We start from the raw sequence: 14,407 nt of genomic DNA, 5'->3' as shown, positions 1-14,407 counted from the left end.
GCCGCCCCGAAGGGCGGCGTTTTTTTACGCGATAGGCAGTTACTGCTTGATCAGGGTGTCATCGGTTACCTTGACCGCCGCACCGCCACTCATAAAGAAGCTGGCGAACTGGGTCTGGATCTCGGTGGTGACCGCGCCAACCTGATCGAAGTTCTCGTCAGGAGCCAGCAGCGAGCTATGGCCCCCTTTCAGGAAGCGCGCAGCATGGTGACCCGCCGGGAGCACGCCGGACCCTTTCAGCTCTTGCAAACCCAACACCCGGAACAGCGGCTCGGTGCCACCCAGCGGCGCAGAGGCGATGCTGTTGGGGATCACCTGATCCGGCAGATTGAGGGCGCCATCACCCACAATTTCGGTGGCGAACAGCGGGAAGCTCTTGGCGACGCCACTGCCCAGATTGATCGGGTCGGCAGAGTCCAGCACTGACTGGGCGGCAAAGGTATAGCTCTGCAAGGTGCTCGCCGCACCCGCCTGCGTGGCCGCATCCAGACTGGGCAGGTACTCGTTGACGAAGCAAGTGGCGGCAGCCGTTTTGCAATTCGGTGCATAGGCGGTAAAGCCCGCTTTCAGCGCCGGACTGCCCGAGGTAAGCACGCTCATCTTGATGGTCGGCCCGAAGCTCGGCGAGTTGAGCAACAACGGCGCGATGCCGCCACCCGGCATAGCCAGACCACCGGTATCGAACTTGAACAGGGCATCAGCCTGAGCACTGCCGGTGGTCTGGTTGGCGACAGCCAGCAGATTGGCCCCGGTAATGGCACCGAGTGAGTGACCGAGGAAGTGAACTTTCAGACCGGCACCACCCAATTGGCCACCCAATCCCTGGGTGTTGGCCAGACCGACAGCCAGTCGCAGTCCCAGCAGATCGGCCACGCTCTGTTTCAGATTGTCCCGCGCCACCGTCAGATAGTTGAGGTTCAGATAGGGGAGCGGGTTCTCCGATGTGGTCACCGTCGCCATGCTGTTGCTCAGGGCATAACCACGCTCGCCGTGCAGCGGATGATCGATCACCACCACAGCGACATTTTTGGCTGTTGGTGTGACTTGCAGACCAGCACCAATCTGGCTCAGCGCCAGCGCATAGGCGTTCTCCTTGATGGAGGTGACCCCGTGCTGATAGATGATCACATCAGTGACAGTGCTCAAGTTGATCGTCGGTGCAAAGATCCGCAGCGGTACCGATTGTACTTCGGTCAGAGTCGGCAACGGGTTGAAACGACCGATATTGCGCTCGGCATCCAGCGGCTTGCCACCGGAGGTGAGGGTCACCCCGATCAGCTTGCTCGCCTCGGTCAGCAGTTCACTCTGACGGCTCGGGTCGGCGATCAGCTCACCCAGCAATGCTGGGTCCACGCCCGCTCCGACCAGTCCACCGATCACCTCGGTATCGCCCGCTTTCAGCGCGTTGGCGATGGCATAGAGGCTGGGAATGACGCCGTGCCAGGATTGGGTCTTGGCCTTGTCCCAGGAGCCGGCTATCGCTGGAGTAGAGAGGAAGTAAGGGAGCTTGACGGTACCGGTATACACCTTGGTCACCGCTGCAACTCCGTTTAGGGTGGTATTAGCCGCCACAGCGGCAGCAATCGCATCACGATCTTTCTGCGGCAAAAATGGCTCATTCGCCAGCTGGGTCAGAAAATCCACCCCGCCATTAAGACCATTGATGGTATAGGTTGCTGGCAGGCTGGTGTTGCCCTTGGCATCCTGTTTCCACAGCGCCGCGGCGTCCAGGCTCGGGCTCTTCAGCACGGAAGCGGCGGCACTCTTCACCGCCAGCAGCACATCGGCACCAGATTGGGTGGCAAACCAGTCGGAGAAGATCACCCGATCGCTGGTGATCCCGGTGGCCGCCTTGAACAGACCTTCCTGCAGCGAGATCAGGCCGTTAATGGTCTGCTCCTGGGTGGTTGCGCCAGCTGTCGATTTGAAGCTGCTGTAATCGCCGCCCGCCTTGAGCGGTGTGCCACGACTGTCCTTGAGGGCATCGGTCGCCACGATCATGTAGTAAGAAGAGGGATTGAGCGGCTTGAGCGGAACCAGATTGAGCTTGCCGTCCCCGCCAGTGACCACAAAGTCGGTCCCATAAACCAGTGGCTTGCCGCCCTTGACTCCGTTGGGTTGCAGAGTGACCGGATCCAGCGTGAGCTCGAGCAGGTAGAGGGGCGCAACGGCAGAAGCATACTCGCTGGCCGCCGGTGCCGGCACAGAGACACCGGTCACGGTCGCCGGTACCAGCTGGACAGGTTGGGTGGTTGACCAGCCATCCAGGGTGGAGAGGGCAGATACCGGGTTCGACAAATCAGCCGTTTCTGTCGAAAACTTCAGGGTACCATCGCTAGCACGGGGGGCCAGCACGCTCGGGCGCACCCCGTTGGCGCCACTCAGGACGTAGTCGAGGGAGCTGGTGGTGTCTCCCTTGTTGTCATCTCCACCACATCCGGCCAGCAGGGCGCTGACAACAGCTGCATAAATTAGCTTCTTCTTCATTTTTTATTCTCTTTTTATAAGGTTGTTATCCATCACAAGCCAACGGGGTCATCACGACCTCGACTGCAAAACGTTAACATAAAACCAACACAAAATAAGACTCATGCCGGACAGTTCTGGCTCAGCTTTGTGGTGCATGTCATGGTTTCAGGTTAACAAAGGGGCGCAAGGGTAGCAGTTGTGGCCCCATCACCAGACCCGACCAGCCAGCGGGCACCATCACGACTAAAAAGCCGCCGCGATCTCGGCAAAGTGAGGGAATTGTCGGTAGAATGTCCGCCAACGCTTAAGGAGGACATCATGATCGACCCGAAGAAACTGGAAGAGATCGCCAAGCAGGTGCACAACTCCCTGCCGCCCGGCATTCGCAGCATGGGTGAAGAGGCCGAGAAGAAGATGCGTCAGGTACTGCAAGCCCAGCTGGGCAAGCTGGACCTGGTCAGCCGCGAAGAGTTCGACGTGCAGACCAAGGTGCTGCTGCGTACCCGTGAAAAACTGGCCGCCCTCGAAAGCAAGCTGGCTCAGCTAGAGCAGCAGCTCGGCGCCAAAGGCGAATAACGAAAACCCCAGCTCGGCTGGGGTTTTTGCTTTGTATTGAACCTGTAAAAAACATCACACCTGAAGCAGATACCAGGCCCGCTTGCCGCGTGCCTTGGCCTCATACATGGCACGGTCGGCCACCTCCAATGCCTGCCGGAAGCTCAATGGCTCCTCCTCCCACAGGGCGATGCCGATACTCAGCCCCACCCGTTGCGGGCAACCGGGTTTGGGCACATAGCCGTGCATCCGGCTGATCAGGGCGTCAGCCAGTTGCGCCAGGCCATGGCTCGACACATCCCGGTGCAGATGCACCACAAACTCGTCGCCGCCGTAACGGCCACATAGCGCCGAGCCCGGCATAATGAGGCGCAGCCAATCCGCCATCTGCTGCAACACCAGATCGCCGCAGGCGTGGCCCAGCTGGTCGTTGATCCCCTTGAAATCATCCAGATCGATAAAGAGCAGCGCCCCCGCTCCTTGCGGCTGCAGCTGGGCAAACGCCTTGCCAAACCCCTGCCGGTTGAGCAAACCGGTCAGCGCGTCGCTGTTGGCACGCTCCGCCAGTCGCTGCTCATAAGCCTTGCGCTGGGTGATATCGATATGGGAGCCCATGATCCGCAGCGGCTTGCCATCGCCATCCCGATCGACGACCCGTCCCCTATCCCACAGCCAGGTGACCTCGCCTTGCGGATTGATGGTGCGGTATTCGGCTTCATAGAAGGGGGTTTTGCCCTCAAGGTGGGCAAAGTAGCTGCCCATGGCATGGGCGCGATCGTCGGGATGGAGCTTGGCGCTCCACTGATCGAAATGAGGGGCCATGTCACCGGCCTGAAAGTTCTGCAGATTGAAGACGCGCAGCTCGCCGGTGGGAATAGTGCCCTGCCAGAGACAGATGCCGGTGCCATCGAGGGCGGCATTGAGCTTCTCCTGCAACAGGCCGTTTTCATGCTGCAAAGCGGCGATCTCTGCCTGCAAACGAGCCATTTCACCGCCATGAGGGGACGGGATCAGCGTTGCGACCCGCTCGACAGAGCCGGTCTCTCCCCTGTCATCCTCCGCAGATGCCCTGCCCTCTTCACTCAACACTGCGCCTCCTTGTGCTTGCTCTATGGATGATCTTGTCAATCCCTCACAAAGATGCCATCAGCTAGGCTCGATTAGTAGCCATTCATAGCCAAAATATTGAAAAATAATGGGATAACGCCGTGATAATCCAACCATTCGGTACGATCAGGTACTGCGGCAGCCACAAAAACAAAAGCCCCCGGCAAAACCGGGGGCTGCGTCATCCAAGCGGGGATCCCGTCAGATAAATTCGTAGGCATCACCAAAGATGCGCTCCGGCTCGGCGCCAAGGATCTTGAACTCCTCCCGCGCGGCACCCGCCATCTCGAAACGGCCGGCGACATAGATGTCGTAGTCGTGGAGACTGACGAAATCATCCATGATCGCCTTGTGCACCAGCCCGCTCTTGCCGGTCCAGTCAGCCTCAGGCTCCTGCACCACCGGGATAAAGGTGAGCGGCGCATAGTCACGCTCCCACTGCTGCATCTGCTCCAGCTCATAGAGCCAGTGAGCCTGACGCACACCCCAGTAGAAGAACACCGGACGCTTGCTGCCCGTGTCGATCAGGTACTCCAGAATGGAGCGGGCGTAAGAGAAGCCGGTGCCGCCCGCCATCAGGATCAGCGGACGGGGGGATTCATCGCGCAGGAACGCCTTGCCAGCCGGCAATTCGACCTCGATCTCCCCCTGCTCGCGCATGCGGGCCAGCACCTGACCGGCGTAGGCGTTCTCGGGAGTAGCACCGATTTGCAGCTCCAGCACGCCCGGGCGGGTCGGCGAGTTGGCGATGGAGAAGGGGCGCTTGTCCGAATCGCTCATCACCACCAGCAGATACTGGCCCGGCTTGAAGCTGATCGCTTGCTGCGGCGTCAGGGCCACATGCCAGATGGTGTCGACATATTCGCGCAGTTCCTCTACGCGGCATTTGATACGTTGCATTCTTGTCCTTGTGGCGGGCTCGCTCGGCCCGCTTCGCTCATTGTTTCACTATGGAGTGACGACCAGCAGCCCTGGCCCCGTCAGTCGAGAATACTCAAATCAGTGCGGATCGCATCACTTTTTGCAGCAAAGCTGTCATGTTTGCCTCATCCGAGGATATTGAGCTCATCCCAGATGGCATCGACCTTCTGCTTTACCGCCTCATCCTGCACTATGGGCTGACCCCACTCCCGATTGGTCTCGCCCGGCCACTTGTTGGTAGCATCCAGCCCCATCTTAGAGCCGAGTCCGGAGACCGGCGAGGCGAAGTCCAGATAGTCGATCGGGGTGTGCTCGATCAAGGTGGTGTCCCGTGCCGGATCCATCCGGGTGGTGATGGCCCAGATCACATCCTTCCAGTCGCGGGCGTTGACGTCATCGTCACACACCACCACGAACTTGGTGTACATGAACTGGCGCAGGAAGGACCAGACCCCAAGCATCACCCGCTTGGCGTGGCCCGGGTAGCGTTTCTTGATGGTCACCACCGCCATCCGGTAGGAGCACCCCTCCGGCGGTAGATAGAAGTCCACAATCTCGGGGAACTGCTTCTGCAGCAGCGGCACGAACACCTCGTTCAGCGCCAGACCCAGCACCGCCGGTTCATCGGGCGGACGGCCAGTGTAGGTGCTGTGATAGATGGCATCGCGCCGCTTGGTGATGTGGGTGATGGTGAAGACCGGGAACTCGTCCACCTCGTTGTAGTAGCCGGTGTGGTCGCCATAAGGACCTTCCGGCGCCATCTCACCCGGCTCAAGATAGCCTTCCAGCACGATCTCGGCGCTGGCGGGCACCTCCAAATCGCAGCTGATGGCCTTGATCACTTCGGTACGGCTGCCGCGCAGCAGACCGGCAAAGGCATATTCGGAGAGAGTATCCGGCACCGGCGTCACCGCGCCGAGAATGGTCGCGGGATCGGCACCGAGCGCCACCACCACCGGGAATCGCTCGCCCGGGTGGGCCTCCTGCCACTCGCGAAAATCGATGGCACCGCCACGATGATCCAGCCAGCGCATGATCAGCTTGTTTTTGGCGATCTTCTGCTGGCGATAGATGCCGAGGTTCTGGCGCTTCTTGTAGGGGCCACGGGTGATGGTGAGGCCCCAGGTGACCAGCGGTGCCACATCGCCGGGCCAGCAGTGCTGGATCGGGATCTGGTCGAGATCGACCGCATCTCCCTCCTGCACCACCTGCTGGCAGGGGGCAGAAGAGAGGCGTTTGGTCGGCATGTTGAGCACCTGCTTGAAGATCGGCAGCTTCTCCATCAGCTCCTTGAATCCCTTGGGCGGCTCGGGCTCCTTGAGATAGGAGAGCCAGACCCCGACCTGACGCAGGGCGCCCACATCGGGCTGGCCCATGCCCATGGCAACCCGATCAGGTGTACCGAACAGGTTGGTCAGCACCGGCATGGTGTAGCCTTTGGGATTTTCGAACAGCAGAGCCGGGCCACCCGCACGCAGGGTGCGGTCGCTGATCTCGGTCATCTCCAGATAGGGATCTATCTCGCGGGTAATGCGCTTGAGTTGTCCGTTTTGTTCCAGCTGCGCGATGAAATCACGCAAATCCTTGTATTTCATGCAAGTTCCCAACCGGGTTCAGGAGGTCACGCATTATAACCCTGGCTGCCCATCGGGTGTACCCGAATCGGGCAGAAGACTCGGTGCAATGGGTGGCATGTCACGCTGGCCGAGGCGTCTGGCCAGTGCAGAGAGCAGCTGGGGCTCGTCCACCTCCATCAACAGACCGGCCACCAGCGCCCCGTATTGACGGTTGGAGAGTTCCGCCAGCAGGTATTTCTGGGCTTGCGGCGGCAAGGGGGAGAGCGCGCTCAGCTGCCGCAGGGCGGCTCCCTTCAATCCCTCATTGCCACTGGCGGCAATCAGCAGATCGCTGGCAGCACTGCCGTGATGAAAGCGATTGATGGTGGAGAGTGCGCGCAGCGCATCCTGATCTGCCGGCCGCCGCCACAGCATGCTATAGAGCGCCGGTTCGCCAGTGCGCTGCAACAGATGGAACAACAGATGATTGTCGGGCAGATAGATATTCTGGCTGGCCAGCGCTTGCGCCTCCCGCATCCAGATCGGTTGCGGCAAGGTGTCGAGAGCCAGCAACAGGGCTTGCTGCTGCATGGCGAGATCGGGGTTACTGCTGTAGTAGATGGACTTTAGCTGGAAGCTGCCCTGGGCAAGCTGCTGCCGATAGCGCTGCATCAATGATTGCAGCTGCCACTCCCCCAGCAACTGACGGGCCTGCGCGGCAAAATCATAGACAGGTTGCTGCACCAGAAAACCGTCGACCTGCTGCTCCATGAGCCACTCGGGGGCCTTGTCGGCCTGAGCCTCGACCCACTGTTGCAACGCAGGGGATGCAGGGGTGGTCGCGGGAATATCCCGCAGCAGCTGCAACAGCAGGAACTCCCGCCGCTCGCGACTCAGGGTCGCCAGCAGAGAGTCAATGGCGGCAAATTGCCCCTCCTGCAGACGGCCCGCCAGATAGAGCTGGTGAGTCTGCAACGTCTCGGCTGTCACCGCGACCGGAGCACTCTGCGCATAGACTGGCATTGCACTCAGCAACCCCAGCAATAACCAGAAAACAGGCTTCATGACGTCTCCATCCATGTGACATCGGGATCTCATACTACTAGGGCGACCGGAAAACAGATAAACAAAAACCGCGACCAGGGCCGCGGTTTCGTCATTTTCTGACCGGACTTACTTCTGCTGGCGCCGCATGGCGTCGAAGAACTCGTCGTTGGTCTTGGTCATCGCCAGCTTGTCGATGAGGAACTCGATACCGTCGATCTCGCCCATCGGGTGGACAATCTTGCGCAGGATCCACATTTTCTGCAGCTCGTCACCGGAGGTGAGCAGCTCTTCCTTACGGGTGCCTGAGCGAGTGATGTCGATGGCCGGGTAGACACGCTTCTCGGCAATCTTGCGCGAGAGGTGCAATTCCATGTTGCCGGTACCCTTGAACTCTTCGTAGATAACCTCGTCCATTTTGGAACCGGTATCGATCAGCGCGGTGGCGATGATGGTCAGGCTGCCGCCCTCTTCAACATTACGCGCGGCGCCGAAGAAGCGCTTGGGACGGTGCAGGGCGTTGGCATCCACACCACCGGTCAGTACCTTGCCGGATGACGGGATAACGGTGTTGTAGGCACGGGCCAGACGGGTAATGGAGTCCAGCAGGATCACCACATCTTTCTTGTGCTCGACCAGACGCTTGGCCTTCTCGATCACCATTTCGGCAACCTGAACGTGACGGGAAGCAGGTTCGTCAAAGGTGGAAGCGATCACTTCACCTTTCACCATCCGCTGCATCTCGGTTACTTCTTCCGGACGCTCGTCGATCAGCAGAACGATCAGTTCACAGTCCGGGTGGTTGTAAGCGATGCTCTGGGCGATGTTCTGCAGCAGCATGGTCTTACCGGCCTTGGGCGGCGCCACGATCAGGCCACGCTGGCCTTTACCGATGGGGGAAGCCAGGTCCAGTACACGGGCGGTGATATCTTCGGTAGAGCCATTACCCCGTTCCATACGCAGACGTTCGTTGGCATGCAGGGGGGTAAGGTTTTCAAACAGGATCTTGTTGCGGGAGTTTTCCGGACGGTCGTAGTTGACCTCATTGACCTTGAGCAGTGCGAAGTAGCGTTCGCCCTCTTTCGGTGGCCGGATCTTGCCGGAGATGGTATCGCCGGTACGCAGGTTAAAGCGGCGGATCTGGCTCGGGGAGACGTAGATATCGTCAGGGCCTGCCAGATAGGAGCCGTCTGCACTGCGCAGGAAGCCGAAACCATCGGTCAGGATTTCCAGCACACCGTCGCCAAAGATATCTTCACCACCCTTGGCGTGCGCCTTGAGGATTGCAAAAATAATATCTTTCTTGTGCGCCCGAGCCAGATTTTCCAACCCCATGGATTCGCCAAGCTTGACCAGCTCGGACACAGGAGTGTTCTTTAATTCAGTCAGATTCATAGTGGTGAAAGTCTGTAAGCAAGGATTGAAATGAGGAGACAGTCTGCTGGATTGATGCTGATCGGATTTGATTGCCAGGCTGTGGTTAGCAAAGAGTCAGGCAAAAAGGTTAGCAAACGAGCGATAAACTAGCACCAATCGGGATGAGCGTCTAGGTGATAAAACACAAGGAGCGCATTATTGCAATGCGCTCCTCTTTAATTATTACAGGTTGCCGTCCAGGAACTCTTTCAGCTGAGTCTTGGACAGTGCACCGACCTTGGTCGCTGCCACTTCGCCATTCTTGAACAGCAAGAGGGTCGGGATACCACGAATGCCGTACTTGGGCGGAGTATCAGAGTTATGGTCGATGTTCAGTTTGGCTACGGTCACGCGACCTTCGTACTCTTGGGCAACTTCTTCCAGGATCGGGGCAATCATCTTGCACGGACCACACCACTCGGCCCAGAAGTCGACCAGAACGGCGCCATCGGCTTTGATTACATCTGCCTCGAAGCTGGCATCGCTCAGCTGAACAATCTTGTCACTCATCTCCAACTCCAGTCAGTAATTAAGGCTTTATTGACATATCAACAAAGGCAATAGTTGCCCTATTTGAAATGATCCTGTTTATTATTGCAAGCCTAACCTGATAACCTACCGCCATGAGCAAAACACACTTAACGACCGACAAATTCGCCCAAATGGGCCTCGAACCCGAAGTTCTGGCTGGTCTGGAATCAAAGGGATTTCACTATTGCACGCCCATCCAGGCACTGTCTCTGCCACTGCTGGTAGAAGGTCATGACCTCGCCGGTCAGGCCCAGACAGGAACCGGCAAGACCATTGCCTTCCTGGCCGCGACATTCAACTATTTGCTGACTCACCCGCTGACCAAGCCCCGTCTGGTTAACCAACCCAGAGCCATCATCATGGCACCCACCCGGGAACTGGCAGTACAGATCTATAACGATGCCGACAGCATCGCCGCTTCTACCGGCCTGAAACTCGGCCTCGCCTACGGTGGCGAAGGTTACGACAAGCAGCTGGCCGTGCTGGAGCAGGGCGTCGACATCCTGATCGGCACCACTGGCCGCATCATCGACTACTTCAAGTCCAAGGTGATCGATCTGAGCAACATTCAGGTCGTGGTACTGGACGAAGCGGATCGCATGTTCGATCTGGGCTTCATCAAGGACATCCGCTTCCTGTTCCGCCGCATGCCGCCCGCGACCGAGCGTCTGAGCATGCTGTTCTCCGCCACCCTCTCCCTACGTGTGCAGGAGCTGGCCTACGAACACATGAACCACCCGGAACATGTGCAGGTAGAGCCGGAGCAGATGACCGGCGTGCGGATCAAGGAGGAGCTGTTCTACCCCTCCAATGAAGACAAGATGTTGCTGCTGCTCTCCCTGATGGAAGAGGAGTGGCCGGAAAAAGCGATCGTCTTCGCCAACACCAAGCATGTCTGTGAAGACGTCCATGCCTGGCTGGAAAACGACGGCCACCGCGTCGGTCTGCTGACCGGTGATGTGCCACAGAAGAAGCGGATGAAGATCCTCGAGGATTTCACCAAGGGTGCGCTCGATATTCTGGTCGCCACCGACGTGGCCGCCCGTGGTCTGCACATCCCTGACGTGACCCACGTTTTCAACTATGACCTGCCCGACGACGCCGAAGACTATGTACACCGTATCGGTCGTACCGGTCGTGCCGGCAAGAGCGGTCACTCCATCAGCCTGGCCTGTGAAGACTATGCCTTCAACCTGCCGGCCATCGAGGAGTACATCCACCACGCCATTCCGGTCAGCAAGTACGACCGTGAAGCGCTGCTGGATGACGTGACCCCGCCGAAACGGGTGTTCCGCAACCGTCAGCCGGTGAACCGCAACATGCGGGATCGCCAGGGCGGTGGCAACAGCAACAACCGTCGTCGTCCGCCGCGCAAGAGCTAAGGACAGGCCCGTTGCACAACTCGCCTCTCTATGCCGCTATCGACCTCGGCTCCAACAGCTTTCATATGCTGGTGGTGCGCGAAGTCGCCGGTGCCCTGCGCACCGTCGCCAAGGTCAAGCGCAAGGTTCGCCTCGCAGCCGGGCTCGATCCGGAATTTCGTCTCAGCCGTGCCGCCATGGAGCGGGGCTGGGACTGTTTGCGTCTCTTCTCCGAACAGTTGCAGGACATTCCGGCCGACAACATCCGGGTGGTGGGTACCGCCACCTTGCGGCTTGCCACCAACGTCGATGAGTTCCTCAGCGAAGCGGAACGGGTTCTCAACCACAGCATCGAGATCATCTCGGGCGAGGAAGAGGCCAAGACCATCTATGAAGGGGTCTCCTGGACCTCTGCCGGGGAAGGCAACCGGCTGGTGATCGACATCGGCGGTGCCAGTACCGAACTGGTGATCGGCGAACATAGCGAAGCAAAACTGCTCAATAGCCTGCACATGGGCTGCGTCACCTGGCTCAATAATCACTTCGGTGATGGCGAGCTCTCCGAAGCCCGTTTCGAGCAGGCGATTGCTGCCGCCAAGGCGGTGCTGGAGAAGGTGGCGGAAGATTACCGCGCCCTCGGCTGGCGCACCTGCGTCGGCGCCTCCGGCACGGTACAGGCGCTGCAAGAGATCATGCTGGCGCAAGGGAAGAGCGAACGGGTCACTCTGCCGAAGTTGCAGGAGCTGATGGGTCAGGCCATCGCCTGCGGCAAGCTCGACCGGCTGCAACTGGAAGGGCTGGCGGCCGAGCGGCTGACCGTGTTCCCCTCCGGCCTCGCCATCCTGATCGCCATCTTCGAAACCCTCGATATCGAGAGCATGACCCTCGCGGGGGGCGCCCTGCGCGAAGGACTGATCTACGGTCTGCTGGGCAACAATCACGACTGTGATGCCCGGGATCGCACCGCCGACAGCCTGATCAGCCGCTATCAGCTGGATAAAGAGCACGCCGAACGGGTGCGCGATACCGCCGTCGAGGCGTTCAACCAGCTGCAACCGGCCTGGCGACTCTCCAAACGCTACGGTCGCCCGATCTTGCGTTATGCCGCCCTGCTGCACGAGATCGGCCTCTGTATCGAATACAAGAAGGCGCCGCAACACGCCGCCTACATCATCGACAACATCGACATGCCGGGCTTTACCCCTGCGCAAAAGAAGCTGTTGTCGGCCCTGCTGTTCAACCAGCGGGACGAATTCAAGCTGGAACCGCTGGAGAAACAGGGTGCCGTCACCGGTCGTCAGGCGATCCGCCTGGCCCGTATCCTGCGCATCGCGCTGATCCTCTGCATGCGCCGCACCCAGGGCACAGTGCCCAGCTTCACCCTGCAGGCAGAAGAGGAGTCACTGACCCTGACCCTGCCCAAGGGCTGGATGGATGAACACTACCTGCGCGCCAGCGAGCTGCGGCTCGAGGTGGAACGCCAGCAGAAGATGGGCTGGCCGACCCGCGTACAGGAAGCCTGACTCAGCAACCTGCCTGTTTTGGAGCCGATCATGCCGGATTATCAACCCATCAGCTGCGATCTCTACGACTGGCTCGAAATTGCTGCCAGCTGGCAACTGCCGGTGACCCTCACCAGCCGCGATAGTCGCCAGCGGGATGACAAGATCCGCACTATCGAAGCCAGCGAAGGGGTCGAGTATCTGCTGCTGCACAGTGGCGAGCGGCTCAGTCTGGCGGAACTGGCGACCCTGCGCCTGAACTGGCAAGGGGAAGAGAAGCTGATCCGCTTCGCGCCAACCAACTGAATCCAGTATGAAAAAGGAGGGCCAACATGACGTTGGCCCTCCTTTTTTGCATCCGCAACTCGCACCGGCTTTTAACCCGCAGCCAGCGCCGCCATCACATAGACATCGAAGCGGTTGCTCTTGGTTTCGATGGCCATGCTGGGTTTATGCTCGTTGAGCCAGCCGGCGTAATCCGGCCGCTTCACCACCACCCGCTTATCAGCCATCTTGAGCGCGGCAGGCAACAAGGCATCCGCATCGAGATCCGGCCCCACCAGCGACTGGAACACCCGCATCTCTTTTTTTACCAGCGCCGACTTCTGCTTGTGCGGGAACATGGGGTCGAGGTAGATCACCTCGGGCCGCTCCGGCAGCGCCAGCAGGTTGTCCACCGCCGGGCCTTGCAGCAGGTGCATCCGCTCGCTGACCCAGGGGCCAATCTCGGGATCCTGTGCCGCCCGCGCCAACCCGTCCTGCAATAGAGCAGCCACCACGGGACTGCGTTCGATCAGGGTCACCTTGCAACCGAGGGAGGCGAGCACGAAGGCATCGCGCCCCAGCCCGGCGGTAGCATCCACCACGGTCGGAGTGGCTCCGGCCTTGAGCCCCACCGCCTTGGCGATGGACTGACCGCGACCGCCGCCAAACTTGCGGCGATGCGCCACCGCCCCTTCCACGAAGTCCACATAGACAGCACCCAGCTTGGGCTCATCCAGCTTGCGCAGTTCCAACCGTTCCGGGGTAAACACTAGGGCAAACTGGGGAAGGTCGAGCTGGGCAAGCTGGCTGGCCAGCGCGTCTGCCTGCGCGGCCTTGGCGGGGTCTTCGAGGAGGATTTGCATGGTCTTTGGATGCGTTCTAAGTTCAGTGAACCGAGTGTACCACAGCCCCTTCAAGTCGCTGTAGGGAGGAAATCCCATGAACCTGTTCATTGCCCTGCTCCTCGCCGCCCAGAGCGGCACAAACCTGAAGGTCTGCGGCGTAGACTGGCCTCCCTTTTCCTATGCAGAACAGGGCAACCTGAAAGAGGGCATTTCGGTGGAGATCCATCAAGAGGTGGCGCGCCGCCTTGGCATGAACCTCACTCTGCTTGAGCTGCCTTGGGGACGCTGCGAGCAGTATGTCAGCACCCAGCTGGCGGATGGCATTCTCGACAATGCCCCTCTCCCCGGTTGCTATCACTCTGACCTTGCCACCGCCTTCTATCCTCTGGCCGCCTATGTGCGTACCGACAGTCCGTTACAGAACTTCTCGTGGGAGATGGCCAAGGGGCTGAAAGTAGGGATGGTCAGGGGGTATGACTACACGGCCAAGATCAGGAACTTCACCGGCTGGGAGCCCATCAAGGTTCACTCCGACAAACAGCTGCTACTGATGCTGGAAAAGAGCCGGGTCGATATGATCATCCTGGACTACTTCTCTGCCCCCATTCTGTCGAGGGAGCAGGACGTCAGGATCCGCGCCCTCACCCCCTTTATCGATTCCACGCCGCTCTACCTCTGTTTTGGCAAACAGAAGGCTGACCTGCTGCCTGCCTACAACAAGGCGCTGCAACAGATGCAGGATGAGGGAGTACTGGATCGCATCTATTTGCGCTATCTCGGCGAGGATTACCGGACATTGAAAACCAAACAGGAACAGATGACATCGAAGGAGTAAG

13 protein-coding genes are annotated in these 14,407 nt (G+C 59.5%); 5 read left to right on the top strand and 8 right to left on the bottom strand.

Annotated features, from left to right (window positions below; translation table 11 throughout):
• Positions 1 to 39: 39 nt before the first annotated feature.
• The gene (locus tag OKC43_RS19525; RefSeq protein ID WP_236272663.1) at positions 40 to 2,487 is read right to left on the bottom strand and encodes a VolA/Pla-1 family phospholipase; all 2,448 of its coding nucleotides are present in this window, start codon (positions 2,485 to 2,487) and stop codon (positions 40 to 42) included.
• A 300-nt stretch (positions 2,488 to 2,787) separates the two neighbouring features.
• Here OKC43_RS19525 and ubiK point away from each other — a divergent pair, with 300 nt between their 5' ends.
• A complete protein-coding gene (gene ubiK, locus OKC43_RS19520) occupies positions 2,788 to 3,045 on the top strand; it encodes a ubiquinone biosynthesis accessory factor UbiK (RefSeq protein WP_005339429.1) in 258 nt (85 codons plus the stop codon).
• A 54-nt stretch (positions 3,046 to 3,099) separates the two neighbouring features.
• Here the strand turns inward: ubiK and OKC43_RS19515 are convergent, their stop codons facing one another.
• From OKC43_RS19515 to trxA, 6 genes are all read right to left on the bottom strand, one after another.
• Entirely contained in the window at positions 3,100 to 4,113 is a 1,014-nt protein-coding gene (locus tag OKC43_RS19515; RefSeq protein WP_005355901.1) for a GGDEF domain-containing protein, read from the bottom strand.
• A gap of 219 nt (positions 4,114 to 4,332) precedes the next feature.
• Positions 4,333 to 5,031: an NAD(P)H-flavin reductase gene (gene fre, locus OKC43_RS19510; RefSeq protein WP_005339423.1), complete on the bottom strand. Its 699-nt coding sequence runs from the start codon at positions 5,029 to 5,031 to the stop codon at positions 4,333 to 4,335.
• A 146-nt stretch (positions 5,032 to 5,177) separates the two neighbouring features.
• A complete protein-coding gene (gene ubiD, locus OKC43_RS19505) occupies positions 5,178 to 6,647 on the bottom strand; it encodes a 4-hydroxy-3-polyprenylbenzoate decarboxylase (protein ID WP_005339421.1) in 1,470 nt (489 codons plus the stop codon).
• A gap of 33 nt (positions 6,648 to 6,680) precedes the next feature.
• Positions 6,681 to 7,673: a hypothetical protein gene (locus tag OKC43_RS19500; RefSeq protein WP_236272664.1), complete on the bottom strand. Its 993-nt coding sequence runs from the start codon at positions 7,671 to 7,673 to the stop codon at positions 6,681 to 6,683.
• 108 nt (positions 7,674 to 7,781) lie between these two features.
• Complete coding sequence (rho, locus tag OKC43_RS19495; protein WP_005339417.1) at positions 7,782 to 9,047, bottom strand: transcription termination factor Rho; 1,266 nt, start codon at positions 9,045 to 9,047, stop codon at positions 7,782 to 7,784.
• Between the two features lie 204 nt (positions 9,048 to 9,251).
• Positions 9,252 to 9,578 (bottom strand): thioredoxin TrxA, encoded by a 327-nt coding sequence (gene trxA / locus OKC43_RS19490; RefSeq protein WP_005339416.1) that lies wholly within the window; start codon positions 9,576 to 9,578, stop codon positions 9,252 to 9,254.
• Positions 9,579 to 9,691: 113 nt separating this feature from the next.
• Here trxA and rhlB point away from each other — a divergent pair, with 113 nt between their 5' ends.
• Genes rhlB through OKC43_RS19475 form a run of 3 tightly spaced genes read left to right on the top strand, consistent with a single transcriptional unit; the run spans position 9,692 to position 12,768 of the window.
• On the top strand, positions 9,692 to 10,981 hold the full coding sequence (rhlB, locus tag OKC43_RS19485; protein WP_005339414.1) for an ATP-dependent RNA helicase RhlB: 1,290 nt from the start codon (positions 9,692 to 9,694) through the stop codon (positions 10,979 to 10,981).
• Between the two features lie 11 nt (positions 10,982 to 10,992).
• Positions 10,993 to 12,483, top strand: a complete 1,491-nt coding sequence (gppA, locus tag OKC43_RS19480; protein WP_113740666.1) for a guanosine-5'-triphosphate,3'-diphosphate diphosphatase — start codon at positions 10,993 to 10,995, stop codon at positions 12,481 to 12,483.
• Between the two features lie 30 nt (positions 12,484 to 12,513).
• On the top strand, positions 12,514 to 12,768 hold the full coding sequence (locus tag OKC43_RS19475; protein ID WP_167558439.1) for a Rho-binding antiterminator: 255 nt from the start codon (positions 12,514 to 12,516) through the stop codon (positions 12,766 to 12,768).
• 71 nt (positions 12,769 to 12,839) lie between these two features.
• Here OKC43_RS19475 and OKC43_RS19470 read toward each other — a convergent pair whose 3' ends face one another.
• The gene (locus OKC43_RS19470; RefSeq protein WP_005357289.1) at positions 12,840 to 13,589 is read right to left on the bottom strand and encodes a class I SAM-dependent methyltransferase; all 750 of its coding nucleotides are present in this window, start codon (positions 13,587 to 13,589) and stop codon (positions 12,840 to 12,842) included.
• Positions 13,590 to 13,665: 76 nt separating this feature from the next.
• Between OKC43_RS19470 and OKC43_RS19465 the strand changes: the two genes are divergently transcribed.
• Positions 13,666 to 14,406 carry a substrate-binding periplasmic protein gene (locus OKC43_RS19465; RefSeq protein ID WP_042081324.1) on the top strand — a complete coding sequence of 247 codons (741 nt, stop codon included), beginning with the start codon at positions 13,666 to 13,668 and terminating at the stop codon, positions 14,404 to 14,406.
• Position 14,407: the final 1 nt, after the last annotated feature.

It is taken from the genome of Aeromonas sp. Y289-2 (assembly GCF_027705925.1).
GTDB lineage: Bacteria > Pseudomonadota > Gammaproteobacteria > Enterobacterales > Aeromonadaceae > Aeromonas > Aeromonas veronii.
The sequence above is the reverse complement of the archived record's forward strand: the minus strand, read 5'-3'. Positions and strand labels throughout refer to the sequence as shown.